The sequence below is a fragment of the Campylobacter sp. FU_497 genome (assembly GCF_025772425.1).
Classification (GTDB): Bacteria; Campylobacterota; Campylobacteria; order Campylobacterales; family Campylobacteraceae; genus Campylobacter_D; species Campylobacter_D lari_C.
Genome location: NZ_JAKMSC010000016.1, coordinates 1 through 26,937, shown reverse-complemented (window position 1 = coordinate 26,937; position 26,937 = coordinate 1). Strand labels below are relative to the sequence as shown.

27 protein-coding genes are annotated in these 26,937 nt (G+C 29.3%); 12 read left to right on the top strand and 15 right to left on the bottom strand.

Annotated features, from left to right (window positions below; translation table 11 throughout):
• A complete protein-coding gene (mobB, locus tag L8W68_RS06700; RefSeq protein ID WP_220566249.1) occupies positions 1-480 on the bottom strand; it encodes a molybdopterin-guanine dinucleotide biosynthesis protein B in 480 nt (159 codons plus the stop codon).
• Positions 481-565: 85 nt separating this feature from the next.
• On the opposite strand from mobB, the gene L8W68_RS06695 reads away from it, so the two are divergent.
• Positions 566-1,060, top strand: coding sequence for a hypothetical protein (locus tag L8W68_RS06695; RefSeq protein ID WP_263675496.1), 495 nt, complete (start codon positions 566-568; stop codon positions 1,058-1,060).
• On the opposite strand, the gene L8W68_RS06690 is transcribed toward L8W68_RS06695, so the two are convergent.
• The 3 genes from L8W68_RS06690 to gltX are packed head-to-tail and all read right to left on the bottom strand — an operon-like array spanning position 948 to position 4,170.
• Entirely contained in the window at positions 948-2,585 is a 1,638-nt protein-coding gene (locus L8W68_RS06690; protein ID WP_263675495.1) for a lytic transglycosylase domain-containing protein, read from the bottom strand. The two genes, L8W68_RS06695 and L8W68_RS06690, sit on opposite strands and share 113 nt — an antisense overlap.
• Positions 2,586-2,873 carry a YggT family protein gene (locus L8W68_RS06685; protein ID WP_012661430.1) on the bottom strand — a complete coding sequence of 96 codons (288 nt, stop codon included), beginning with the start codon at positions 2,871-2,873 and terminating at the stop codon, positions 2,586-2,588.
• Position 2,874: 1 nt separating this feature from the next.
• Positions 2,875-4,170 carry a glutamate--tRNA ligase gene (gene gltX, locus L8W68_RS06680; RefSeq protein ID WP_263675494.1) on the bottom strand — a complete coding sequence of 432 codons (1,296 nt, stop codon included), beginning with the start codon at positions 4,168-4,170 and terminating at the stop codon, positions 2,875-2,877.
• Between the two features lie 133 nt (positions 4,171-4,303).
• On the opposite strand from gltX, the gene L8W68_RS06675 reads away from it, so the two are divergent.
• Positions 4,304-4,726: a PepSY-like domain-containing protein gene (locus L8W68_RS06675; RefSeq protein WP_263675493.1), complete on the top strand. Its 423-nt coding sequence runs from the start codon at positions 4,304-4,306 to the stop codon at positions 4,724-4,726.
• A gap of 21 nt (positions 4,727-4,747) precedes the next feature.
• Here the strand turns inward: L8W68_RS06675 and L8W68_RS06670 are convergent, their stop codons facing one another.
• The 5 genes from L8W68_RS06670 to L8W68_RS06650 form a co-directional block, all read right to left on the bottom strand.
• On the bottom strand, positions 4,748-5,281 hold the full coding sequence (locus L8W68_RS06670; protein ID WP_263675492.1) for a HyaD/HybD family hydrogenase maturation endopeptidase: 534 nt from the start codon (positions 5,279-5,281) through the stop codon (positions 4,748-4,750).
• The gene (gene cybH / locus L8W68_RS06665; protein WP_039641372.1) at positions 5,278-5,970 is read right to left on the bottom strand and encodes a Ni/Fe-hydrogenase, b-type cytochrome subunit; all 693 of its coding nucleotides are present in this window, start codon (positions 5,968-5,970) and stop codon (positions 5,278-5,280) included. Before cybH ends, L8W68_RS06670 begins: the two co-directional genes overlap by 4 nt.
• A 15-nt stretch (positions 5,971-5,985) precedes the next feature.
• Complete coding sequence (locus tag L8W68_RS06660) at positions 5,986-7,701, bottom strand: nickel-dependent hydrogenase large subunit (RefSeq protein WP_039618199.1); 1,716 nt, start codon at positions 7,699-7,701, stop codon at positions 5,986-5,988.
• Positions 7,702-7,703: 2 nt separating this feature from the next.
• A complete protein-coding gene (locus tag L8W68_RS06655; protein ID WP_039628286.1) occupies positions 7,704-8,843 on the bottom strand; it encodes a [NiFe] hydrogenase, small subunit in 1,140 nt (379 codons plus the stop codon).
• A gap of 159 nt (positions 8,844-9,002) precedes the next feature.
• Complete coding sequence (locus L8W68_RS06650; protein ID WP_263675491.1) at positions 9,003-11,576, bottom strand: ATP-dependent Clp protease ATP-binding subunit; 2,574 nt, start codon at positions 11,574-11,576, stop codon at positions 9,003-9,005.
• A gap of 206 nt (positions 11,577-11,782) precedes the next feature.
• Here L8W68_RS06650 and L8W68_RS06645 point away from each other — a divergent pair, with 206 nt between their 5' ends.
• Genes L8W68_RS06645 through L8W68_RS06600 form a run of 10 tightly spaced genes read left to right on the top strand, consistent with a single transcriptional unit; the run spans position 11,783 to position 19,487 of the window.
• On the top strand, positions 11,783-13,099 hold the full coding sequence (locus L8W68_RS06645) for a S41 family peptidase (protein WP_318529704.1): 1,317 nt from the start codon (positions 11,783-11,785) through the stop codon (positions 13,097-13,099).
• A 1-nt stretch (position 13,100) separates the two neighbouring features.
• Positions 13,101-13,814, top strand: a complete 714-nt coding sequence (gene purC / locus L8W68_RS06640; protein WP_263675490.1) for a phosphoribosylaminoimidazolesuccinocarboxamide synthase — start codon at positions 13,101-13,103, stop codon at positions 13,812-13,814.
• 8 nt (positions 13,815-13,822) lie between these two features.
• A complete protein-coding gene (purS, locus tag L8W68_RS06635) occupies positions 13,823-14,059 on the top strand; it encodes a phosphoribosylformylglycinamidine synthase subunit PurS (RefSeq protein WP_039618190.1) in 237 nt (78 codons plus the stop codon).
• Positions 14,056-14,706, top strand: coding sequence for a phosphoribosylformylglycinamidine synthase subunit PurQ (purQ, locus tag L8W68_RS06630; protein ID WP_257396888.1), 651 nt, complete (start codon positions 14,056-14,058; stop codon positions 14,704-14,706). The genes purS and purQ overlap by 4 nt, the downstream gene beginning before the upstream one ends.
• Positions 14,700-15,905 carry a hypothetical protein gene (locus L8W68_RS06625; protein WP_263675489.1) on the top strand — a complete coding sequence of 402 codons (1,206 nt, stop codon included), beginning with the start codon at positions 14,700-14,702 and terminating at the stop codon, positions 15,903-15,905. Before purQ ends, L8W68_RS06625 begins: the two co-directional genes overlap by 7 nt.
• Positions 15,883-16,572: a lysophospholipid acyltransferase family protein gene (locus tag L8W68_RS06620; RefSeq protein ID WP_263675488.1), complete on the top strand. Its 690-nt coding sequence runs from the start codon at positions 15,883-15,885 to the stop codon at positions 16,570-16,572. The genes L8W68_RS06625 and L8W68_RS06620 overlap by 23 nt, the downstream gene beginning before the upstream one ends.
• A complete protein-coding gene (gene crcB, locus L8W68_RS06615; protein WP_263675487.1) occupies positions 16,569-16,937 on the top strand; it encodes a fluoride efflux transporter CrcB in 369 nt (122 codons plus the stop codon). Before L8W68_RS06620 ends, crcB begins: the two co-directional genes overlap by 4 nt.
• A gap of 11 nt (positions 16,938-16,948) precedes the next feature.
• Entirely contained in the window at positions 16,949-18,778 is a 1,830-nt protein-coding gene (gene htpG / locus L8W68_RS06610; RefSeq protein WP_263675486.1) for a molecular chaperone HtpG, read from the top strand.
• The gene (locus L8W68_RS06605; RefSeq protein WP_263675485.1) at positions 18,775-19,110 is read left to right on the top strand and encodes a rhodanese-like domain-containing protein; all 336 of its coding nucleotides are present in this window, start codon (positions 18,775-18,777) and stop codon (positions 19,108-19,110) included. Before htpG ends, L8W68_RS06605 begins: the two co-directional genes overlap by 4 nt.
• 2 nt (positions 19,111-19,112) lie before the next feature.
• On the top strand, positions 19,113-19,487 hold the full coding sequence (locus L8W68_RS06600) for a rhodanese-like domain-containing protein (RefSeq protein WP_263675484.1): 375 nt from the start codon (positions 19,113-19,115) through the stop codon (positions 19,485-19,487).
• 12 nt (positions 19,488-19,499) lie between these two features.
• On the opposite strand, the gene mog is transcribed toward L8W68_RS06600, so the two are convergent.
• From mog to L8W68_RS06570, 6 genes are read right to left on the bottom strand one after another with little or no spacing between them, the layout of a single operon-like run.
• Entirely contained in the window at positions 19,500-20,027 is a 528-nt protein-coding gene (gene mog / locus L8W68_RS06595) for a molybdopterin adenylyltransferase (protein ID WP_263664703.1), read from the bottom strand.
• A 2-nt stretch (positions 20,028-20,029) separates the two neighbouring features.
• Positions 20,030-21,628 carry an AAA family ATPase gene (locus L8W68_RS06590; RefSeq protein WP_263675483.1) on the bottom strand — a complete coding sequence of 533 codons (1,599 nt, stop codon included), beginning with the start codon at positions 21,626-21,628 and terminating at the stop codon, positions 20,030-20,032.
• Positions 21,618-22,874, bottom strand: a complete 1,257-nt coding sequence (gene mtaB, locus L8W68_RS06585; protein ID WP_263675482.1) for a tRNA (N(6)-L-threonylcarbamoyladenosine(37)-C(2))-methylthiotransferase MtaB — start codon at positions 22,872-22,874, stop codon at positions 21,618-21,620. The genes L8W68_RS06590 and mtaB overlap by 11 nt, the downstream gene beginning before the upstream one ends.
• Positions 22,871-24,400 carry a mechanosensitive ion channel family protein gene (locus tag L8W68_RS06580; protein WP_263675481.1) on the bottom strand — a complete coding sequence of 510 codons (1,530 nt, stop codon included), beginning with the start codon at positions 24,398-24,400 and terminating at the stop codon, positions 22,871-22,873. The genes mtaB and L8W68_RS06580 overlap by 4 nt, the downstream gene beginning before the upstream one ends.
• On the bottom strand, positions 24,397-25,455 hold the full coding sequence (gene aroB / locus L8W68_RS06575; RefSeq protein ID WP_263675480.1) for a 3-dehydroquinate synthase: 1,059 nt from the start codon (positions 25,453-25,455) through the stop codon (positions 24,397-24,399). Before aroB ends, L8W68_RS06580 begins: the two co-directional genes overlap by 4 nt.
• 7 nt (positions 25,456-25,462) lie before the next feature.
• Positions 25,463-26,869 (bottom strand): COG3400 family protein, encoded by a 1,407-nt coding sequence (locus tag L8W68_RS06570; RefSeq protein WP_263675479.1) that lies wholly within the window; start codon positions 26,867-26,869, stop codon positions 25,463-25,465.
• Positions 26,870-26,937: the final 68 nt, after the last annotated feature.

Here is a 26,937-nt window from a genome sequence, read left to right as displayed (position 1 = left end):
CTATACTTTTTTTGAATTTTTTAATATAAAATCACAAATACTTTCTAAATCATCCAAATAAAGCCAAGTTAAATTTTTATTTTCGATTTTCTCATAACTTGCAATAGCCTTAGAATAAGCAAAATAGCTCTCATCTACTTCTTTGCAAAAAACACTAATTCTTGGCATATCTAAGGTTTTTAAGCCCTCTATAAATAAAAAATCAAATTCCCCTAGTTTGGAAATAGCTTCATCTAAAGTACTTGGAGAATGTGTAAATAAAGTTGTCCTTGTAGGACTTAAAACCATTACATCAGCACCGCTTTGAAAAAATTTAAAACTATCTTTTTTTGCTATATCAAAACTTGCTTTATCTTTTGGATCATGTTTTATAATACATACTTTATAATTTTGCTCCATAAAATATTTAGCAACTTGAGTTATTAAAGTTGTTTTACCTGAATTGGAAGGCCCACTAAAAGCCATTGCTAATCTTTTCATAACTTCCTTAAATCAAAGAAATAAACAAAATTATATCTTTTTAAAAGTTAAAAGCTTATAATTATAAAAAAATTAGGAATAAAATATGAAAAAAATTTATATGATTATTTTTTTAACACTTATTTTTACTGCATGCTCAAATAAAACCCAAAAACAAAGCGAAATCGATTTAAAAAGCCAAACTCTTATGTATGCACAAAAAATCAATTTTAATTATAAAGATAATAGAGTAGTTGCTTTGTTAAGCTATCTAAATCCTGTATTAGATGAAAAAAGTCAAAAAGAAGTTTTTGTACTTAGTTTTTTACCAAATATCAATATCAAACAAGAGCAAATTTCAATACTCATAGATGGAGAAAAAACTAACTTAAAAGCCTTAGATAAAAATGATGAGTTGTTTAAGTATATCATCAAAAGTGATTATGCAAGTTATTACAAAATCACCCTTGATGAGTTGGTACAAAAACCTATTTTACAACTTGATTTGTGTTTTGAGAATCAGTGTTTTGAGTTAAAGTTTCAAAAAATTTCGAAATCGGTGTATTATCGTTCAGAAGATGCAAATACACAATATAATTAGCTAAAACTTTTTTAGCATACACCCTACTTTCTGCATAAGGAACTAGCTCCATAGATAAAAACGGCTCGTACTTTCCCGCTCTAAACATATCTTCTCTTTTGAGCATTCTAGTGGTAAATCCTATACCTCCATTATAAGCATATGCCACAAATACTGGAGAATTAAGTTTAGATTCTAAATAATCTAAATGATGATTTGCAAAAGTATAGGCTGTTTTTGGATCAAAAAGCATATCTTGGTCAAAATTTGGAATTTGTAATTCTTTATTACCTATATGATTAGCTAAAAATGGAATAAATTGCATAATACCTAAAGCATAAGAAGTTGAAATTGCTGTTGGTATAAAACGACTTTCTTGTCTAGCTAAAGCTAAAATCATAGCCTTTCTTTGTGTAGAATAATCTTTTAAATACTTAAAATAAGGCATAATAAAATAATGTTTTTTAAAACCCTCAGCTCTTTCTTTAATATAAGCATAAATAGCGATATTTTCTTTAGTATAAAAATCTTTTGCAAGCTTTTCTAGATCACTAGGAGTACCTTTTGCAATTTCTTTTGCAAGTTTTTGCCAAGCAAAAGGATCTTTCATATCAAAATCATTTTTTTGTTTTTTTGGTTTTAATTCTTCTATTTTAGGCAAAGGCAAGCCCTTTAACTCTCTTGCATAAAGACTATAAATATTTAAAGAATCGCTTTGAGCAAGCTCATCAAGATACTTTTTATCTTGAGTGATTAAATAAATCCAAAAATTTGCATTATCTGCTAAAGGCTTGCTTTTAAAAGTATCTTTTGCTACTTGGAAAAACTCTAGTGCCTTTTTATCATTATTTTCTAAAATAGCATTCACACCTAAGTAAAATGCATTATCTTGAAAAGTTAAATTTGCATCTACATTAACCAAAGATTTTCTTATCAATGGACTTTTTTTCTTAATGATAATTTCTTTTACAAAATTTGTAAATTCTTTTTCTTTTGCTAATTCATCAGTAAAATCTTTTTCTAAGAAAAAATCCTTTTTATCTTTTAAAAAGCCATAAATTTTATAAAAATTTACACTATCATAATTTAAAATTGCATAACTTAGAGGATCTTTAGTATTAAAAGCTTCTAAAAGCTTTACTAAATTTGGATTATCTTGTGGGATAATTTTTTTCATCTCATTACGCGTTGAAGCATTAAGATCTTGTATAAAAGTTAAACTGTTTAATCTTATAAGCTGACAAGTAGCATTAGCATCTAAGATATTTTGCGTGTTAAATTTATAACAAGCTTCATATTCTTTATTATATCCCAAAGGTGGAATGATTGTTTCAATAGCATTTTTAATACGCCCTGCATAACGATAAATATGTTCTTTTAAACCCTCAACTTCTTCTTTTTTAAATTCATTTTTTTCTAATAAACGATATAAATAATAATCCTTAGCCAAAGAATTTGGTTTTTGCTCTAATTCTTTATAAGAATACATAGCACTATTTGCAAAAACTACTCCGGCTAAAAGTAATACTACACTTTTTTTCAACACTTATAAACTTCCTAAAATTAAATTTGATAAAAATATTTGAATAAATTTTAATCCTAAAATAATAATCAAAGGTGCTAAATCAATACTTCCTATAGTAGTAGGAATAAATCTTCTTACAAAAGCATAAGCAGGATTAGTTAAACGATATAAAATTTGTACTATAGGATTATATGGATCAGGCCTTACCCAAGAAATCAATGCAGCAATGATTATAATCCAAACATAAATTTCAATCACTAAAGAAAAAATTTGCACCAAAGACACAATCAAACTTGTTCCAACTCCCATTTTACTCCTTTATAATTTCTTTAACAAAAGGCTTAATTAAAGTATAAATTTCACTCATTTCAGGTCCGTGAGTAACCCCTGTTAATACTAAACGCAAAGGCATAAAGAAATTTTTACCTTTTAAATTTGTTTTTTCCATCAAAATCTTTTTAAACTCATCGTATTCTTGAGGTAAATCCAAATCTTTTAAAATCTCTTTAATCAACTTACATTCATTTTCAAATTCATTATAATTTTTAACTGCAAAAATAGCCTGTATTTTTTCTCTTATCTCATTTAGCGTGCTAGCTTCTTGAGTATAAAATTTTGCAAGCTCCGCTACATCTTTACCTAAATTCAACAAAGAATTTAATTTATCATTATCAAGCATTTTTATATGCTCACGGTTAATTTGCATTAAGCGCTTAGTATCAAACCTAGCAGGAGATTTTGAAACTTTTTTCAAATCAAACCATTCTATAGCTTCTTCTAAGGTAAAAATCTCTTTTGGAGTTTTATTGCCTAAAAGGATTAAATAATTTGCAATAGCACTTGCTAAATATCCATTATCAAGCATCCATTTTACACTAGAATGAGCCTCTCTTTTGCTCATTTTAACACCTTCTTCATTTAAAATGATAGGTAAATGTGCATAAGTCATACTTTTATCATAACCCAAACTAGCTCTAATATGTTCTTGCTTAGGAGTATTTGAAACATGATCTTCTCCCCTTATAATACAAGTAACACCTTCTAGCATATCATCAACCGCACAAGCAAAATTATAAGTTGGGGTTTTATCTGCTCTCATAATCACAAAACTATCAATATCTTCAGGATTAAAACTAATCTCGCCTTTAATATAATCAGTAAATTGCATTTGAGATTGAGGTTTTTTAAGACGGATTACAAAAGGTTTCTCACAATTTAACACATCAATATCTGCTAATTTTTCACAAGTGCCATCGTATCTATATGCTTGATTTTTGCTTTTAGCTAATTCTTTTTTATGAGCTAACTCATCCTCAGTACAAAAACAAGCAAAAGCTTTTTTTTCACTTACTAGCTTTAAAGCCATTTGACGATGAAATTTCAAATTCTCACTTTGTACATAATAATGCTGCCAAGTTATACCAAATTCTTTCAAAATAGCTTTTATTTCTTCTTCTTTTCCAGCAATATTTCTAGCATTATCCGTATCTTCAATACGCAAAATAAAATCAGAATTTTCTTGTCTTGCTTTAATATAATTAAACAAAGCTGCTCTTAAATTTCCAATATGCATATCTCCAGTAGGCGATGGTGCAAACCTATACATTATTTATCCTTTTAAAACTTTTTTATCATTATACAATTAAATACTTGCTATTTATTTTAAAAAAACAAAGTTCACACAAAATTCACTTAATATTTATATGATTTCACAAATAATTCAATTTAAAGGATAAAAAATGAAATTAAAAATAGCTTTAATGGCATTAGCTCTAGCAAGTTGTGTTTTTGCTAAAGATATGGTTGTAGGTGTAAATGCTTTACCGACAAATTCTAAAAATTTTATACAAAAACACTTTACAGGCTCAAACATAGCTTTAGTTAAACAAGATATTGATAGCTTTGATGTTTATTTAGACAATGGAACTGAACTTGAGTTTTTCATCAATGGAGATTGGAAAGAAATTGATGCAAAATACAGACCGATTGATACTTCTTTTTTAAATCCAAATGTTTTAGCAATGATTAAGAAAATGCACCCAAATGCAAGTATAATTAAAGTTGAAAAAGAAATTCAAGGTTATAAATTTAAACTAAATAATATGATGGAAATTTATACTGATGCAAATGGAAATTTCTTAGGACAAAAATTTGATGATTAAAAATTAAGCTAAGCTTTTTGCTTAGCTTTTATAAGAATTTAGAGCAAGCTCTTGTATATTATAATTAGCAACTCTCTCATAAGTAAAGCCTTTCTTCTCTAAAAAATCAAGTAAAATTTTCTCCATTTTTTCTAAAGCATTTAAGACTTCTTTTGAAAGTTCAAAACTCAATGGTTCTATGCGTTTTGGTACACAGGCTAAAATTTGAGTTTTAGGCAAATCTCCTATAAGCTCCATATATTGTAAAGTTTGAAGCATTTCAACCTCATGTGCACTACCACTCCAATTAACTTTTTTTGGCATTGCATCATAAGGAAAGAAAAAAATATCTCCGATCTTAGCATCATCTGCTGCAATACAATCAATCACAACCATTTCATCATAATCAGCGATGATATAACTAAGTTGTAAAGCCAAAGTTCCACCATCTACAAAGCTCACTGAGTCTTTTTCGTGATAAAACTTATAATTTTTTTCTAAAAGTTTGCAAAGATGAACGCCTAAGCCCTCATCTGCAAACATAATATTACCAATGCCTAAAATTAGAAGTTTCAATGATTTTCTCTTACAAATTTATAACCACTAAAGATAGCATCTAAAGCACCATCTTTACCTTTAACCGAGTTAAACACAGCCATATAAATATGCACTGGAACAAAAATCAACACAACCCACATTAAAATTCTATGGTAAGTTCTAACATCAGCTAATCCACCTAACATTACCTCAATAGGTCTTAAGATATTGTATAAAAATCCACCCAAGCCTTCATGATATACATGCATATAAAGGATTAGACCTGTTAAAATAAGCCCAAACATAACAAGATAAAAGAAAAAATAAGTTGCAAATTGCAAAGGATTATACACACCTTGTAAATGCGGGTGCTTTCCTAAGAAAATGTAAAATTTAATCTGCTCTATCCATAATTTTACATTAAAAATATCTTTAATACTTCTTCTTTCATTTGCACTTTTTGGATCAAAAAAGAACAAATATGTTTTAAAAAGCACACAAGCTATCATGATAAATCCAAAAATTTGGTGCACCATGCGGTATTTTGCCTGCATGAATAAAGTTGGCTCAGATGAAATAGAAGGAGATTGAAATACATAAGAAATATAATATCCAGTTCCCACCAAAATCACGATTGCAACCGCTCTTAACCAATGTGTAAAACGAAGGCCGATACTAAATTCATACTCGGCCTTTCTGTTTGATTTTAAGGAATGTTTAGAATCCATACTAAAGTCCTTTCCTTATAAATTTACATTTACTTTATACTCGCTAAGATTATTACCTTTAGTATCCATTACATGTACAGCACATGCTATACAAGGATCATAAGAGTGAATAGCTCTTATTACCTCTAAAGGTTGTTTAACATCAGCTAGTTTCATACCGATAAGACATTGTTCATAGCTACCGCCTACTCCATTTGCATCTTTTGGACTTGCATTCCAAGTAGAAGGTACTACTGCTTGCCAATTTTCAATTACACCATTTTTAATTCTACACCAATGACTCAACGCACCACGAGGCGCACTTCCCATAAATCTACCTTTGTATTCTTTATTTTTATCGATTACATAAGTAGCACAAGTACTTTCATCTGTTTTTAAATTTTCGACTAAAGAATTAAAAGCTTTTAAACCATGATCAGCAATGATTTTAGCTTCAATTGCTCTAGCACCCGTTCTTCCTAAAGTACTCATAAGTGCTTTAACTGGTAAATTTGTAGCTTTTAAGAATGAATCAACCGCTTCTACTACGATCTTATTACCCTTAGCATAATTAACTAAAATATTTGCTAATGGTCCAACTTGCATAGGTAAATTTTCATATCTTGGAGCTTTAATCCAGCTGTATTTACCTTTGGTATCAAATACCTTACTATGAACCATATTGCCTTTATCATCAATACTTTCACCATCAATTAAGCCTGTATAGTTTGGATTAGTTTTACCATCATAAGGATGTAAAGCTTCATTATCTGCATACCAAGCTCTTGTAGCTTCTTCAGTGATTTTAGCTTCATCTACTTCTTCAACCTTACTCAAATCACCATTTCTAATAATACCACCTTCAAACAACCACTCATCACTTGAAACCTGGAATTCTCTTTCAGTATAGAAGTTATTTACCCCTACATCATTTAGCACACTTGCTTCTTTAGAATAAGCTTTTGCTGCCATGATTAAATCCGGATAATAAGCACGATTAATAAAATCAGCTACTTCTTGGAATTTAGTCATATATTCAGCCATTCTTGATGGGTTTAAAAGATCCATAACACAAGTTACACCACCTACTGTTAAGCTTTGTGGATGAGGATTTTTAGCACCAAAAATCGCCATAGCTTGAGCTATTGTTCTTTGAATTCTTAAACATTCTAAATAATGCGAAAGTGCAATAAGGTTTTGCTCAGGAGTAAAGCGATAAGTTGCGTGTCCATAATAAGCATTTGCAAATGGTCCAAGATTTCCTTTATCTACAAAGGTTTTTAATCTTTGTTGTACTTCTAAAAGTTTATCTGCACCTGTTGCATAAGGCATGTCAGTGTATTTAAACGCTTCATCGCTTGCTTTTTTCACATCAGCACTTAAAGCACTTACAACATCAACAAAATCAAGCCCATGAAGTTGATAAAAATGCACAGGATGATCATGCATATATAAAGCTGCATTCATTAAAGTTCTAGTTAAAACAGCATTTAATGGTGGAGTAATACCTAAAGCATTTTCCACTGCAATAATCCCTGCTCTATAATGTGAAAAAGTACAAACACCACAAATCCTTTGAGTTAAAAAGCCTGCATCTCTTGGATCACGACCTTTTACAATAGTTTCTAAACCTCTCCATAGAGTTGATCCTGAATATGCTTCTTTAATGACATTATTTTCATCAACTACCACTTCAACTCTTAAGTGTCCTTCTATTCTAGTAAGTGGATCTATAATAATTCTTTTTGACATTCTCAATCCTTATTCTTTTCTAATGAAGCAATCACAGCATGCGCAGCAACAGCAACACCTGTTACACAAAGCACACCTATACCAATTTTATCTGAAATACTATCCGCACCCAAACCATAAACAGTATCAAATAATCTTCCTGCCATCACTTCTTCAAAAGGTCCCATAGTATCCCAAAAATCTGGTTCAGAACAACCTATACAACCATGTCCAGCTTGTACCGGCCATGAAGTATGTTGATTAAATCTTTCTTTTGAGCAGTTATTAAAAGTATAAGGTCCTTTACAACCTACCTTATAAAGACAATATCCTTTTTTTGCCCCCTCATCACCAAATTGTTGCACAAACTCACCCGCGTCAAAGCGTCCTCTTCTTTCGCAAAGATCATGAATTCTTAAAGCATAAGCCCATTTTGGTCTATTATAAGCATCAAGCGCTGGTAATGTTTGATACAATATATAATGAATCACATTACCTATAATGTTTTTCTCACTTGGAGGACAACCTGGAACATTAATAACTGTTTTATTTGTAACTTTACTTAAACTCACAGCATTACTTGGATTAGGTCTAGCAGCTTGAATACCACCAAAAGCTGAACAGGTACCTATAGCAAAAATAGCCAAAGCATTATCACAAGCTTGTTGTGCTATTTGTTTTCCTGTTTTACCGTGTGGTCCTATGGTTAAAAAGTTTTCTGTAGCACCTGTTGGTATACCACCTTCTACCATTAAAATATATCTACCTTTATATTTTTCCATAGCAGCTTCAAGATTATGCTCAGCTTGCCAACCTGCTGCACCCATTATAGTTTCATGATATTCTAAAGAAATATGATCAAAAATCAAACTATCTATAGTAGGAGCATCACTTCTTAATAAACTCTCAGAACATCCTGTGCATTCAGCCATATGAAGCCAAATCACTGGAAGTCTATCACTAAGCTCAGCAGCTCTTGCAACTACTGGAGTAAAGCTAGCAGGTAGTGCTAAAAATGCAGTCATTGCACTAGCCCATTTCATAAAATCTCTTCTTGAAAAACCTGATTGTTCTAAGGCTTTAGAGATAGAAATCTCATTTTTCAAAAGAGGAAGTTTTTCTAATGCGTCTAAACGGCGATTAAAAATATCTAAATCACTCATTTGTTGTTCCTTAAATATAGAAATATCATTAAAGATTTTAAAATATTTATTGTTAAGAATAGATAAAAAATAATAATTTTTTAAACAAATATACGAAGTATTTACAATTTAATGTTAATAGGAGATTTTTACTCTAAAATAAGCAAGTATTGCACTTGCTTATTGTTTAATAATGATAATCTCATCATCTTTAGAATCTATAATAATCTCATCATTTTCATTTAATTCATCCGATAATATCATATCACTTAATTTATCTTCTACCATATCATATAAAGCTCTTTTTAATGGTCTTGCACCAAAATCTACATCAAAACCAACCTTTGCTATTAACCTAGCAGCATTATCGCTCAAACTTGCCTTGATGCCTCTATTTTCAAGACTTTTTTGCAAGGTATTAAAAAGCAATTTAACTATTTTTTCAGCTTCAATTTCCCCTAAAGGATTAAAAGTAATAATATCATCCAAACGATTTAAAAACTCAGGTCTAAAAAAGCTTCTAAGAGCTTCTTTAATAGCTTTTTCTCTTTCTTCGCCCTTTAACTCCATGATAAAATTTGCACCTATATTAGAGGTTAAGATAATGATAGTATTAGTAAAATCAACCGTTATACCTTTACTATCTGTAGCCCTACCATCATCTAAAATTCCCAAAAGTATATTAAATACATCCTTATGAGCTTTTTCTACTTCATCAAACAAAATCACACTATAAGGCTTTCTTCTAACAGCTTCGATTAGCTCCCCGCCTTCTTCATGCCCTATATATCCTGGAGGTGCACCTAAAAGTCTTGATACGCTATGTTTTTCCATAAATTCACTCATATCAAAACGCACCATAGCTTTTTCATCATCAAATAAAAATTTAGCCAAAGCCTTAGCACTTTCTGTTTTACCTACTCCAGTTGGCCCTAAAAACAAAAAGCTTCCTATAGGCTTAGTTGCTTGATTTAGCCCTGCTTTATTACGCTTAATAGCTTTAGCCAAGGCACTTAAAGCCTCATCTTGCCCTATGACGCTTTCTTGTAAATACTCTTGAATGTGTAAATATTTTTGCTTTTCAGAAGTAAGCATTTTTTGCACGCTAATGCCTGTCCATTTACTTAAAATACCAGCTACTAAATCCTCATCTACTTGATTTTTAAGCAAAACTCCTTCTTGGGTCATTTGTTTCCATTTTTCTTCTAAATTTAATACCTCTTTTTCACACTCTAAAATTTTGCCATATTCTATTTCAGCAGCCTTTTGAAAATCTCCTTTGTTTTTAGCTAAAATAGCTTCATTTTTTAAAGTATCGATTTCTTTTTTCTTTGCACTTATGCCATTAAATACTGCTTTTTCATTTTCAAATTTAGCATTAAGTTTGATTTGCTCTTCTTTTAAATTTGCTAATTCTTTTTTAATCTCTTCCAATCTTTTTTCATTAGCTTCATTTTCTTCCATTTTTAAAGCTTCATTTTCTACTTCCAAACTTTCAATTTGCTTTCTAACCTTTCTTAGTGAATTTGGCTCACTTTCTATTTGCATTTTTAATTCTGCCGCGGCCTCATCAATTAAATCAATCGCCTTATCAGGTAAAAATCTATTAGCTATATAACGCTTAGATAGCTTTGCAGCTGCTACTAAGGCACTATCATTAATAGTTACATTATGATGAATTTCTAATTTTTCTTTTATACCTCTAAGCATAGCCAAAGCTTCATTTACGCTAGGTTCAGCTACATTTACGGGTTGAAATCTTCTTTGTAAAGCCGCGTCTTTTTCAAAATATTTTCTATATTCTTTTAAGGTTGTAGCACCTATAGTATGAAGCTCACCTCTTGCTAAAGCAGGTTTTAAAATATTTGCTGCATCCATACTTCCTTCATTTGCACCCGCACCTACAATGGTGTGAATTTCATCTATAAATAAAATTATATTTTTATGTTTTATTACTTCATTTACAACAGCTTTTAATCTATCTTCAAATTCACCTCTGTATTTTGCTCCCGCTATTAAAGCACTCATATCCAAGGCTATGACTTTTTTATTTTGCAATGAAGTAGGAACATCTTTTTTAACTATCCTTTGTGCTAAGGCTTCTACTACAGCAGTTTTTCCTACTCCTGGTTCACCTAATAAAATAGGATTGTTTTTAGTTTTTCTGATTAAAATTTGCATTAATCTTTGAATTTCTTCTTCTCTGCCTATGACAGGATCAAGTTCATTGTTTTTAGCTTTCATAGTCAAATCAATACCAAATTTAGACAAAGAATCAAGCGTTTCATCACTTGTTTTAGTTTCTATTTTAGCTCCTGCTCTAATAAATTCTAATTCTTTTTTAAACTCATTTAAATCTACAAATTTAGATAAAAGTTCTTTAATAACCCCGCTCGTACTTTCTGAAACAAGCCACATATCCACAGCCAAATAGCTATCTTTGTTTTCTAAAGCCAAACCTTTTGCTTTTTCTAAAGAATTAATAAATTCATTTGAAAATTTAATATTATCTTTATTTACATTTGAGCTAGTAGGAAAAGATGAAATTTTACTTTTTACTTCTAACTCAAATGCCTCTTTAGAAACATTTAATTTATTAAAAACTTGATTTAGCAAACTAGAGCTATCAACACTTAAAGCCCATAATAAATGCAAAGGTTTTATTTCACTATTCTTAGAATGAATGGCCAAAGAAATCGCACTTTCTATATTTGAAAGCATAGAATCTGTTAAAAAATCTTGTATATTTGCCATTTTTACTCCTTTTTACTTTTATATGAAGTGTATTATATAACTTTAGTCTATTATTGTCAAGTTTATTTAGTTATATTTATAAATAATTTTTTATATATACACACTAATATAATAAAAATATTTACTTTATTTACGATTTTTTAAGCAAAAATAACTAAAATTAGATAATTATTTTATGAATTCATATTTATTTTGGAGTTTTTCCTTTGAAGACAAAAAGAAATCTTATTATCGCAGCTGGCATTTGTAGTTTAGTAACCGCTTCTTTTATTTTTACGAATTTACAAGCTAAAAACCCCGCTCCTAGTGAAGCAGAAAAGAAAATAGAAGCTTTATCTAAACTCACAAGAACCATGTCTATCATAGAACAATACTATGTTGATGATGTTAATTATACAGATTTAGTTGATAAATCCATAGCAGGTTTACTAACAAATTTAGATGCTCATTCTTCTTTCTTAGATGAAAAAGGCTATAAAGAACTTAAAGAACAAACTAATGGAGAATTTGGAGGACTTGGCTTTACTATTACACAAAAAGATGGAGCAATTAGCGTTGTAGCTCCTATAGAAGGAAGCCCAGCAGATAAAGCAGGCATTAAAACTGATGATATTATTTTAAGAATTAATAACGAATCAACCTTAGGTATGACTTTAAATGAAGCTGTTTCTAAAATGCGTGGAGAACCTAAGACAAAGGTTACTCTAACTATCTATAGAAAAGGCGATGCAAAACCATTTGATGTTAATTTAAAAAGAGATATTATAAAAGTAGATAGTGTTTATACAAAACTAATTGAAAATGAAAACTTGCTTTATTTAAGAGTGACTAATTTTGATAAAAATGTCGTAGATGAAGCTAATAAAGCGATCAAAAAACATTCTAATGTAAAAGGAATCATACTAGATCTTAGAACTAACCCAGGTGGTATTTTAAATCAAGCTGTAGGTTTGGTAAATCTTTTCGTAGATAAAGGAGTCATTGTCTCACAAAAAGGAAAAATAGAAAGTGAGAATGTAGAATTTAAAGCAAATCCTAGTAAAAAAATTACCAACGCACCTTTAGTAGTGCTTGTAAATGGTGGTAGCGCTAGTGCAAGTGAGATTGTAAGCGGGGCTTTACAAGATTTTAAACGTGCTATTATAGTGGGTGAAAAAACCTTTGGAAAAGGTAGTGTGCAACTTATATTGCCTATGGATGAAAAAGGTAAAGAAGGCTTAAGACTTACTATAGCAAAATATTATTTACCAAGTGGTAGAACCATACAAGCTGTCGGGGTTAGTCCTGATATAGAAGTATTCCCAGGAAAAGTAAGTAAAGAAGAAAATCATGGCTTTGAAATCAAAGAAAGCGATCTGAAAAAACACCTACAAGCTGAACTTGATAAAATCGGGCATCAAGAAAAGAAAAAAGATAATAAAGAAGATAAAAATATCATCACCAAAGAACAAATTGATAATGATATACAGCTAAAAACAGCAATTGACGCAATCAAAATTTTAAACATCACAAAAGGAGAGTAAAATGGCAACAAAACTAGATCTTTTATACGAGGGAAAAGGTAAAAAAATGTTTAAGACTGATGATGAGAATTTACTCATCACAGAATTTAAAGATGATTTAACTGCTTTTAATGCAGAAAAAAAAGGTAATGAAGCAGGAAAAGGTGCATTAAATTGTAAAATTAGTACTGAAATTTTTCATCTTTTAGAAAAAGAAGGGATTAAAACACATTTAGTAGAAACTATCAGCGATAAAGAACAAATTGTTAAAAAATGCAATATTATACCTATTGAAGTTATTACTAGAAATGTAGCTACGGGATCTTTGACAAAAAGATTAGGCATTAAAGAAGGTACAATTTTACCTTTTGCTGTAGTTGAGTTTTGTTATAAAAATGATGATTTAGGTGATCCTATTATCAATGATGAACATTGTTTAATTTTAAATTTAGTAAAAAGTGAAAAAGATTTAGAATTAATCAAAAACACCGCAAGACATATTAATTCTATCTTAGTTAAATTCTTTGAATCTAAAGGATTAAGACTGATTGATTTTAAATTAGAATTTGGTATTGATAATGAAGGAAATATGATACTAGCTGATGAAATTAGCCCTGATAGTTGTAGATTTTGGGATAGTAAAACTAATGAAAAATTAGACAAAGATCGCTTCAGACAAGACTTAGGCAATGTAAAAATGGCCTATGAAGAAGTATTAAAAAGAATTTTAAGTTAGGAAAAATAATGAAAGTAACTGTAAATATCACACTTAAAAATGGGGTTTTAGATCCTCAAGGCAAAGCCATAGAAAAGGCTTTGCATTCTTTAGATTTTAATAACATAGCAAATGTTAAAACCTCAAAACAAATTAGTTTTGATATAGCTTGTGATGATAAAGAAGAAGCTTTAAAACAAGTTGATTTAATGTGCAAAGAATTACTTGCAAATACTGTGATAGAAGATTATGAGATAATATTATGAAAGTAGCTATTATTCGTTTTCCTGGAACTAATTGCGAGTTTGATACAGCTTATGCTTTTGAAAAACTAGGCGTAAAAACTGAAATCATTTGGCATGAAAGACAAGATTTTAGCGCAGATTTAATCGTTTTACCAGGTGGATTTTCTTATGGAGATTATTTAAGATGTGCAGCTATTGCAAAACTTGCTCCTGCTATGAAAACACTTAAAGAACATGTGCAAAAAGGTGGCTATGTCCTAGGTATTTGCAATGGCTTTCAAATTTTATTAGAGCTTGGTCTTTTAAAGGGAGCTATGAAACATAATAATAGCTTAAGTTTTATTTCTAAAATGCAAGCATTACAAGTAGTATCAAACAATAATGCTTTTTTGAAAAATTTCCAAAAAAATGACATTATAGAATTACCTATTGCTCACGGAGAAGGAAATTATTTTAATAGCGAAGATGGTATTAAAATGCTAGAAGATAAAGATATGATTTTATTAAGATATATCAATAACCCAAATGGCTCTTTAAACGATATAGCTGGAATTTGTGATGAGAATAAAAAAGTCTTTGGACTTATGCCACACCCTGAAAGAATGTGTGATGATATACTTGGCTCAAAAGTAGGACTTAAAATGTTTGAAGGATTTTTAAATTGCTAAAAACCTTCAAAGTTTTTTGTATTTATTTACTAGCACTTAATTTATATGCTCAAGAAAACAGTGTTTTTGAAGATTACAACACCTTAGAAAAAAATTACAATCAATTAGATGATCAAGCTAAGCAAATTTATCAAACCATCGCTCCAAGCGATGAGAGTAATTATGAAAGTAAAATCAATGATGAAAATTTTATTCCTCAAGGTTCTTTGGTATTAAATGCAAAAGAATACACTGATGAAGCTTATATAGATGAAGCTTTTGCTATAGATCTTGAGGTTATCACCACAACTAATGTAAGTTTTGATTTAAATGTGAGCTTTGAAAAAAATGACGATATGCTTTGGATTAATCCTAATCCTATTTGGGAGCAAAAAGCTAATTCATATCATACAAAATTATGGTTTGAAGCAAAAAGTTTAAATGCTAATTTAAATAAAATCATCGTTTCTTTAAGCAGAAATGATCATATTTTTCAAAGCTCATCACTAATTATAAAACCTATTAGACTTAAAAAAATCAACGCTCCTTCTAACAAATACTCACACATAGTTGCAAGTAATTTAGAAGTAAAACAAGTAAAAGCAAGCCATTTTGATAATGATAATATGATTTTATTTATAGAACTTGCAGGAGAAAACACAAACCTAGCAAGTTTTAATATAAAAGATATTCAAAAACAAGGTGTAGAGGCTATTAAAGGCGATTTTGAAAAACAAAGTGGATTTTATTATGCTATTTTAGATAAAAGCAAAACGCGTTTTGATTTTTCTTATTTTAATTTAAATTCTAAAGAACTAAAAGATTTTTCCTTAAAAATAGAACTTAAAGAAGATAGTATAAGCACACAAAGTGATTTAAATCCAAAAACTAATGATTTTAATTTTTATAAACAAGTGTTTTTGTGGAGCTTGTGTGGTATTTTTGCTTTATGGTTTGTATTTAAGAAAAGCTACGTAGCTTTAGGCTTAGCAATTTTGGCTCTAATAGCAAGTTTTTTAGCCCAAAATAACATATATAAAGCTATATTAAAAGCTGAAAGTAAAGTACAAATTTTACCAACTCTAAACTCAACTCATTTTTATTCTGGAAAATATAAACAAGAAGTAGAAGTACTAGATTCAAGAGATGAATATAAAAAAATTTTATTTAATAATGGAAAAATAGGCTGGGTAAAAAGTGAAGATTTATCAAAGATTTAAAGCTTTAATATTTTGGATTGAATTTATTTTATCTATTATATTTTTATGTATTGCCTTTTTATTATTACAATCACAAGAAAAAATTTGGAAAATCAGAAAAGCATGGTCAAAACTACAAAAATATGTAATAAATTATAAAATCCAAACCCAAGGTTCTATACACCCTCAAGCTAATTTACTTTTAATCAATCACCAAAGCTTGCTAGATATAGTTGTTTTGGAAGATTTATGCCCAAAAAATATATCTTGGATAGCAAAAAAAGAACTTGGCGAACTCCCCGTTTTTAAAACTTTGATTAAAAAGCCTAAAATTATTTGTATAGATAGAAGTCCAAAGGGTCTAGTAAAACTTTTAAAAGAGGCTAAAGAAAGACTAAAAGAAGATAGAATTTTGGCTATTTTCCCAGAAGGTACAAGATCTAAAACACAAAAACTTTTAAAATTTAAAGTTGGAGCTAAAATTTTAAGTGAAAAACTTAATCTAAAAGTCCAACCTGTGGTAATTGTTGATTCAGCTAAAATTTTAGACACACAAAACTTTAGTGCAAAGAGTGGTGTTTTAAAAGTAGTATTTCTTGATCTTGTTGATACAAGTAAAGATGATTGGCTTGAGCAAACTAAAGAAAAAATGCAAACAATCTTAGATAACGAAAGGTCAAAAGCTTGATTAGTACGGTTTTGGCTGTAGGTTTTGGTGGCTTTTTAGGGGCTATATCTAGAATGCTTACTAGTAGTTTTTTTAATAAAATCATTCCACATGATTTTCCCTATGGTACTTTACTTGTTAATACCATAGGATCTTTTTTAATGGGCTTGTTTTTTTCTTATGCAAACTCTAAAGGCGTGCATATTTTTGCTAAAAGTTTAATTAGCACGGGTTTTTTAAGTGCTTTTACAACTTTTTCAACTTTTTCTTATGAAAATTTGCTATTTTTGCAAAGTGGTGATTATTTTCACTTTTTTCTAAATATTATTTTAAATGTTATCCTTTGTCTTTTGGCAGTATGGATTGGTTTTTTAATTTTTAAATAAAGGAGATATAAATGCAATTTCAAACTGAAGTTAATCAACTTTTACAACTTATGATTCATTCTTTGTATTCAAACAAAGAAATTTTTTTAAGAGAGCTTATTTCTAATGCAAGCGACGCACTTGACAAACTTAGTTATTTAAGCGTGAGTGATGATGCTTATAAAAATTTAAAATTTGAGCCAAAAATTCAAATCAACTTCAATCAAGAAGCAAAAACCCTAACCATAAGCGATAATGGTATAGGTATGAATAAAGAAGATTTGATCAATCATCTTGGAACCATTGCCAAAAGTGGTACAAAAAGCTTTTTAGAAAATTTAAGTGGTGATGCCAAAAAAGACTCTCAACTTATAGGACAATTTGGTGTAGGCTTTTACTCTGCTTTTATGGTGGCTTCTAAAATAGAAGTTTTAAGCAAAAAGGCATTAGATGATAAAGCTTATCTTTGGACTTCTGATGCAAGTGGTTATGAAATAGAAGATGCAAATAAAGATGAGCAAGGCACTTGCATAACCTTACATTTAAAAGATGAAGAATTTTTAAACTCATACCGCATTGAAAGTATAGTAGAAAAATACTCAAATCACATACAATTTCCTATTTTTATGGAAAAAGAAGAGTATTTACCACTAGAAGAAGGCGAAAAAGAACCTAAAAAAGAATTAAAAAACACTCAAATTAACACAGCAAGTGCTTTATGGAGACAAAATAAAGCAAGCTTAAAAGCTGAAGATTATGAAAGATTTTATGAGCAAAACTTTCATGACTCAAACAAACCTATGCTTTATATCCACACAAAAGCTGAAGGTTCTATAGAATATAATTCTTTATTCTTTATACCTGCACAAGCTCCGTTTGATTTATATAGAGTGGATTATAAAAGTGGTTTAAAACTTTATGTTAAAAGAGTTTTTATAAGTGATGATGATAAAGAATTATTACCAACTTATTTAAGATTTGTACGCGGGATTATTGATGTAGAAGATTTACCGCTTAATGTTAGTCGTGAAATCTTACAAGAAAATAAAATCTTAAAAAGCGTTCAAGAAGCAAGTGTTAAAAAAATCCTAGCAGAACTTAAAAAATTCAAAGAAAAAGATAAAGAAAATTATCTTAAATTCCATGAGAACTTTGGAAAAGTTTTAAAAGAAGGTTTATATGGTTTTGGCGAAAATAAAGACGCTATAGCTAAGCTTTTATACTTTAAAAACTCAAACAAAGAAGAATTAATTGACCTTGAAGAGTATAAACAAAACCTAGCTGAAGGTCAAAATGAAATTTTTTATATTAGTGGTAAAAATGAAAAATTATTAAGAAATTCTCCATTACTTGAAAGCTATAAACAAAAAAATATCAATGTTTTATTACTTGATGAGGAAATTGATACCATAGTTATGCCTATGATGAATGAATTTGAAGGTTTAAAATTTAGCGCTATCAATCATCTAGCTAGTGAAGAAACTAGCGAAGAACAAAAGGCTGAATTTGCAAGCTTACTCATCAAAATAAAAGAAGTTTTAAAAGATGAAGTTGAAGAGGTAAAACTTAGCCAAAGGCTTTCAAATAGTCCAAGTTGTATTGTTTATGATCAAAATAAACCTGATTTTGCTATGCAACAAATTCTTAAACAAATGGGGCAAGAACAGCAAGTTAAACCTATACTTGAAATCAATCCTAATCATGAAATTTTAAAAGCCTTAAAAGAAAATGATACCTTAGCTAATGAAATGGCACATATTCTTTTAAATATGGCTAAACTTAGTGAAGGTATGGGTATAGATAACCCTAGCGAATTTAACAATTCCTTAAGCAAAATCGTTTCTAAGGCTTTAGAAAAATGAAAAATATAGCTATTTCTAAAGATATTTTACACGAATTTTGCATTATAGATGTAAGAACCCCAAGCGAATGGAAAAGCGGGGTTATAAAAGAAGCTATACTCATCGCACTTTGCGATGATAATGGCTTTATGAATGAAAATTTCATCCAAGAGTTTAAAGAAAAAGTAGATTATCAAAATAAAAACATAGCCTTTGTATGTGCTACAGGCTCAAGAAGCAAACATACTGCTATGATGATAGAAGATGCTCTAGGTATAGAATGTACTAATCTAGACGGTGGCATGGTAGCGCTTTTATCGCAAGGCTATGAAGCTACAAAAAAGGAAAGTTGATTATGAAAAAAATATTTTTATCTTTAGCACTTTGTGCTAGTTTTGTTTTAGCAGAAGTGAAAAATATCGATATTAATGCGGATATTTTGGAAAATTATCAAGTAATTGATGTTAGAAAACCTAGCGAATGGGCACAAACTGGTACTATAAAAAATGCCATTAAAATTAGCTTTTATAATGAAGATGGCAGTGTAAATAAAAATTTCGTTGAAGAAATTAAAAAAATTTCAAGTAACAAACCTATCGCTATAATTTGTAGAAGTGGTTCAAGAAGTGCTAAAGCTTCTGCTTTGCTAGATCAAAATGGCATAGAAGTTACTAATTTAAAAGGTGGTATGAACGCACTTTTATCACAAGGTTATAAAACCTCAAAGTAAGTCTAGTTAGACTTACTTTTTCTTTGGTCTAAATACAGAAATTACCTCTTCATTATTTTCAATATAAGCTCCACCTATTAAATCCACACAATAAGGAATAGCAGGAAATATAGGCTCGATACATTCTCTTATAGCTTTTGGATTACCCGGTAAGTTAATAATTAATGATTTTCCTTTTATACCCGCGCTTTGTCTTGAAAGTATAGCCGTTGGCACATATTCTAAGCTTTTTGCACGCATTAACTCCCCAAAACCTGGTAGCATTTTATCACACACTGCTTGCGTTGCTTCTGGTGTCACATCACGCAAAGCAGGCCCTGTACCTCCTGTAGTAAAAATCAAATCACATTTTACTTCATCAGCTAAATAAGCTAATTTTTCTATAATTAAATCATACTCATCAGGAATTAGCTCATAATAAAAACTTTTTTCATTTTTTATATAAGAATCTAAAATTTTTTCTATCTCTACTCCGGATTTATCTTCATAAACTCCGTTACTTGCTCTATCTGAAAGTACTAAAATTCCTATTTTTACCATTTTTACTCCATTATGATTTTTTCTACATCTTGTTTTTCTATTTTTTCATTTTCTAAAAGAATGCTAGCTAATCTCACTACTTTTTCTTTCATTAATTCTAAAAATTCTTTCACTTCTTGCTTTTGCTCTTGCAATAAACCCTCATTTGCCATAGCAAAAGTTTCCATGAAAGTGAGCAATTCTTTAACCTTTAAAAGATCACTTTGTGCATTAGTGTAACTTTCATTAAAAATAAGCTCCATAGTAACTGAGCCTGCTAGAAAAACTTTTATTTTATTTAATAATTCTGATTTTGATTTGATGGTATTTTCATACTCTTTAAATCTATCTTCGATTAGGGTAATTTTTTCAAATTTAACATCAAAATAAAAAGCACACAAAGCTTTAGCTGCTTGGTATGTGGCTTGAATTTTTCTTTCTTTATCGCTTAGAGAGAAAATCTTTTTTTTACCCATTAAAACTTTATTAAGCACTGCAAAAAAATCATTTTCTTCTATTAAATCTGATTTTCTTCTTATAGCATTAATGGCCGCTTCATTAACTAAAGTCTCTAAAGCTGCTCCGCTAAAACCCACACTAGCTTTTGCGATTTTTTCTAAATCTACACTAGATTTTTTTTCTTTCATATAATTTTGTAAAATATGCATTCTATCTTTAAAATCAGGCAAAGATATAAAAATTCTTCTATCAAAACGCCCTGATCTTAACAGCGCATTATCCATAAGATCGATTTTATTTGTAGCGGCCATCACTATAACCCCGCTATTATCTTCAAATCCATCCATTTGAGTTAAAAGTTGATTTAGAGTATTATCTCTTTCTACATTAGAAAAATCCCCTCTACTTTTACCAACTGCATCAATTTCATCTATAAAAATAATACTTGGAGCTTTTGATTTAGCTTTTAAAAAAAGCTCTCTAACTCTTTTTGCACCCATACCTACATAAATTTCTACAAAACTAGCCCCACTTTGATAAAAAAATGGCACCCCAGCTTCACCTGCTACTGCTTTTGCTATCAAGGTTTTACCCACTCCAGGAGGGCCTACTAGTAAAACCCCTTTTGGCATTTTCACACCAAAATCTTTATATTTTTGAGGATTTTTTAAAAAATCAACGATTTCTAAAAGCTCTACCTTAGCCTCATCAACCCCTGCTACATCTTTAAATTTAACTTCACTTACTACATCTTGTATAGTGTTATTTTGTTCATTTTTTTCTAAAATATTTTTTTCTAAAGAAAGTAAATTTTGTCTATCTTTATTTTTTTTATTAAGAAAGAGTAAAAAGCTTATAAGAAAAGCAAGCAAAATAAAGATTAAAAAAAACTCACTTAAGTTATAATCTTTAGCATATTCTAAAGGAATTTTTTGCCACAAAGCATTTAAATCCACTACATCTTTAGCAATTAAAAAATTTCCTTCTTTACTTTTTAATAATATTTCATTATTTTCTACTATGGCTTTTTGGATTAAATTTTGCTCTAAAAGCTCTTCATAAGCAGCCTTACTAATATAATCAGGTTGATTTTTTATAAACGCAACTACTACAAAAACACAAAGCAATAAAAATGAAGCTAAGATAATCTTTTTATTTTTCATCCTCTAACCTTACATAGTTACAATCTTCTTTGCATTCATATTTTTCAATACTTATCCATTGCTTAGCAATATCTTCTTTGCTTACAATTTTGATTTTATTAAAAAATTGATCATAGCCTTCATAAAAACCATCTTTTTTACTCTCAACTAAAATTTCTAAAGTATTTTTTTGATTTTTTCTAAACTCATAATTATTTTGCGCAACTATATCTTTTAAAATATTTAATCTTTCTTTGGCTATTTCACCATTGATTCGCTCACTCATAGAAGCAGAATGCGTTCCATCGCGTGGTGAGAAAATAAAAGCATGGATATGCGTAAGTTTAAATTGCTTGAAATTTTCTAAAGCTTCTTGCCATATTAACTCACTTTCTCCAGGGTGTGCTACGATAAAGTCTGTCCCTAAAGCAAAACCTTTTTGACTTAACTCATTAAACAGCGCTAAATCATTTTGCGTATGCGATCTTCTACGCATTATGCGTAGCATTTTTTCATGGGTGTGTTGTAGGGCAATATGCAAATGCTTTTCAAGCCAAGGCTCATCTAAAATTTCTTTAAAACTCTCATCAATTTGAGCAGGCTCCAAACTCCCAAGTCTTACTCTTTTTATACCATTAACCTTGCCTATTTCTTGTAATAATTTTCCAAGTGTAGTTTTATCTTTTAAACCATAACTTCCTATATTAGTACCCGTTAAAACTACTTCACTATAGCCATTTTGAGCTAAAAGTTTGATTTGCTTTATTATTTCCTCACTTGGCATACTTCTTGATTTACCCCTAACACTTGGGATTATACAATAGCTACAAGCAAAGTCGCATCCTTCTTGAATTTTTACAAAAGCTTTAGTGTGATTTTCATAATTACTTACGATTTTTGTATCGATAAAGCGTAAATTTCCAAGCTCATAAAAGGCTTTATCTTGCGAAATTAGCTCATTGATTTTATCTTTATTAGAAGCTCCTAAAACTCCAAAAATTTCTTTTTTATCAAAAAAATCCTTTCCCTTGCTTACAGCACCACAGCCTGTAAGTATAACCTTAACTCCATTTTTCTTTACACCATTAATATAGCTTCTAAGCCCGCTATCAGCACCATTTGTAACCGTGCAAGAATTTATCACTATCACATCAGCTTCTTGCTCATTTTGTGTAACAATATGATCTTTAATATAAGTTTTTAATAATTGCGTATCATAAATATTAGTTCTACAACCAAAAGTTTTAAAATATACCTTTTTTTTCAAATATTTTCCTTATTTTCTATAAATTCATGTTTTGCCATATATAAATTTTGCGATGGATAAGCTATTTTTATATCATCGTGTTTATTAAATTCATTGATAATCTCTTTACTTATATTACTTCTTAAAATCAAAGCCGCATAAGAATTTGTCATATACCAAGCAGAAATTCTCATGCCATAACCTTCTAAAAATGTAAAAAACCTAGGCTCTACTTTAGGATTTCTAATACTATATTCATTTCTTAATTTACTCATAGATTCTTTTGCTATTTTTGTATAACCTTTAGAAGCTTTTATAACGATTTCTTCTACTATTTCTAAGGCTTTTTGATGATTTGAATCAAAAGTTAAAGTAATATCAAGTCCATCCCAAACTGTCTTCATACCATGATGAGTATAATTTGATATGAGATTAGTAAATATAAAATTATTTGGTATGAAAATTATCCTACCACTTCTTCGATTATCTGTATAAGTTAGTAAAGAAATATCTTCATATAAGGTTATTCTTAAAAATGAAATGTCAATTATATCGCCGATATAATGTGTATTGTTTTGAAAAACTCTAACTCTATCACCCACTCTAAAACTTCCACCAAAAACTATCACACACCAACCAAGCATAGACATAAACATATCTTTCATAGCAATAGCCAAACCAGCAGAAGCAAAACCAAGCACAGTCACTAAGTAACTAATATTTTCAATATACCCAAAAAGCAAAATCAAAATAATCACATTAATATTAATAAAATTAATGATTTTATTTGCTGTATAAAAGCGATCATTATCGCCTATATATTTTCTAGCTATAAATTTGAGTAAAAACGCTATGGCTACAACGATAATAATAGCCAAAACTATATTAAAAGCTCTTACACCTTGAATTTTAATAGAAGCTGTTGTTTTCTCAATTTCTTCTTGAATTTTTTTCTCATACACAGAATAAGAAATTTCTCCAAAACGCAAGGTTTGTGAAAAATCTCTTACCATTTGATTAGATATTTTTAAATGCTCATCATGTTCTTTACTTGGAGCTAATTTAGCTATCTCAGCAACCAAAACATTTTCTTTTATAAGCTCATCTAAAGTCTGCTTAAAACTATTCAAAAGATTAATGTATTCTTCTTTATCGCGTCTTAGTTTTTTTATGTGTGAGTATGCTGAAATGATGGCTAAAGGATTAGTTAGTTTATCTATTTTATCAACTTCTTCAGGTGCTAAAACCATCTTAGAAAAATTTGCACTTTTATACTCACTTAAAAGCTCTAATCTTTCTTTTAGGATTAAAATTTGCCTTTCTATAATGCTTTTATTGCGTTCATTAGCCTTTAAACTTTCTTTTTCTAAAGCTAAAATCTCATCTTGGGTTTTTTTATAAATATTAAAATTATTATATTTAATCACCCAAGTATTATAAGCTAAATTATTATGTAATTCATTGAGTTTTTGATCTAAATGTTCTATATCATCTTGTGCTAAAAGCATTATAAATGGTAAAAATAAAAGCAAAAAAATCTTTTTCATACAAACACCTCTAAAGTGCGTAAAATATCTTCTTTACTAATATCATTTTTTATACAAGCTTTTCCCAAACCACAAGCTAAAATGAAATTAATCTTTTGAAAATGTGTCTTTTTATCCAAGAAAAAGGCATTGTAAAACTCTTGTGTATTTGGAATTTTATAAGATATGGGTAATTTAAATTTCATAAGTAAATTTTGTACTCTTTGGCATTCTTGCTCACTTAATAACCCCAAATTTAGCGCTAGAATATTTGCCATATTCATACCTATAGCCACAGCTTCACCATGTAAGTACTTTTTATACCCTGTTTGATTTTCTATAACATGAGCAAAAGTGTGCCCATAGTTTAAAAGCATTCTTAAGCCACTTTCTTTTTCATCTTGTGAAACCACATTAGCTTTAAGTTCTATGCTTTTTTGAATGATTTGAGCCAAGGTAATATCATCAAGTTTAGCATTTAAAAATTTATCCTCGTCTAAATTTTCTAAAAAAGATAAAATTGCTTCATCAAAAACCACAGCCATTTTGATAAATTCAGCCATACCAGCAGCTAGTTCTCTTGAAGGTAAGGTTTTTAAAAACTCACTCTCACAATACACTGCTTTTGGCTGATAAAAAGTGCCTATTAAGTTTTTACCAAATTTATTATTCACTCCGGTTTTACCACCCACACTTGCATCCACGCAAGCTAGTAAAGTTGTGGGAATATTGATAAATTCTACCCCTCTTTGATATATACTTGCTACAAAACCACCCATATCAGAGATCACCCCACCACCAAAGCTTATAAGCAAGCTTTTTCTATCTAACTTATAAGTACACATTTGATCTAAGATATATTCTATAGTTTGTAAATTTTTATACTCTTCGCCATCTTTGATTTTTATAACAAAAAGTTCTTTAACTTGAATTTTTTTCAAAAGTGTATCTAAATGTAATTTTGCTACTAATTCATTAGTTAAAATCACTACTTTAGTATCAAAATTTAATTTTTCCAGCTCATTTATATAGACATTATAACTTGTATTTTTATCTAAATTTACCTTAACTTGCATTATTTTCTCACAGTGATGGTATAAATAATTGATAATTTTTATTCATCTTATAATATATCGTATTTAAATCCGTTTTTAAAATTTTATTGAAGTTACTACCTAAAATTTTTTCATTAAATGGTACAAAATGCAATATATTTTGTTTATAAGAAAATTTATTGATAGGATTGTGTTCTTTTTCTTCTATTAAAAGTAATTTTTCATCATGGAGTTTTGAAAGACTTTCAAAATATTGATGATATTCAAAAATTTCAGCTTTGTTTAATTTTAAAGCATAATAATACAAAGCAAGTCCTAGTTGAATTTGCTTATTTAAATCAAGCATAATAGAAGCAATACCTTCCACATCTTCAAAATTTGAGCTTAAAACTACTGAAGATTTTAAATCCGCAAAATCCCCTTTACCCGCTTTTAACACAGGAATTTTTAAAGTAAAAAGAAAACTTTTTTCTTTTTCAAAAAGATAATCCTCCACCACCAGCAAACCTATGCTAGTATTTTCCACAAAAGGTTTAATGTTTTTTATATTTGTACTTTCAAAGTCAAATATCACTTCGGTGCTATTTTTATGCAAGGCTTTAAGTTTATAATACATAGGATTTAAAGTAGGATTAATCACTTTAAAATAAAGCTTTTTACTATTAATCCTTATATGCAAAAGCAAGCTTGCAAAAATAAGCTTTTCTATAGCAAACTCACTCATTTTTTTCATATCTATAATGCAAAGTATATTATCCCCAAAAGGCGATGGAAAGCGTCCTAAACTTGTTTTAACATTAGTAAAGACACTTTGTAAAACTTTAGGATCACCTACGATTAAAATACTATCATTTGGCATTAAAATAAGCCCAGGTCTTGCTAGAATAAATTCGTTATTTCTATAAACCATTACAATTTTAAAGCGTTTTTGACTAATAGAGCTTATATGCCTATAAGCAAAGCTTGATCCTGCAGGAATTCTAACCTCCATAATCTCACCTTGCCCAAGTCCTATAAATTGAGCAGTTGATGGCATATTATCCAAACAACCTGTTAATCTTGTGCTTAAAGTATCATAGATATTAATCACTTCACAAAAATTATCATCAATTTGACTATTCCATAAATCCATGATAACTATATTTAATCTTGGATGTAATTTTCTTAAATTTTTATAGCAAGCTAGCATATCAGCTTCTTCTTGCATATAGATGATAGCTTGATGGAATTTTTCTTTTAATAAATTTTCTAGCTTAACCAAACTCGTAGGATCAAACTTATAAAAAGAGATTTGTTCATTCTCTAAACTTAAATCCACACTATCATCATTATAATAAACAACACTCAAAGACTCTTTGAAAGTTTTATTGCTATGAATTTTATTTAAAAAATCTTTCGCATAAACTCCATCAGCTAATAATAAAATTTTATTCATTTACACCTCTAAAATATAAAGTATAATTATAGCAAAGTTATAGTTTATATTTTAAAGTTTTAAATTTT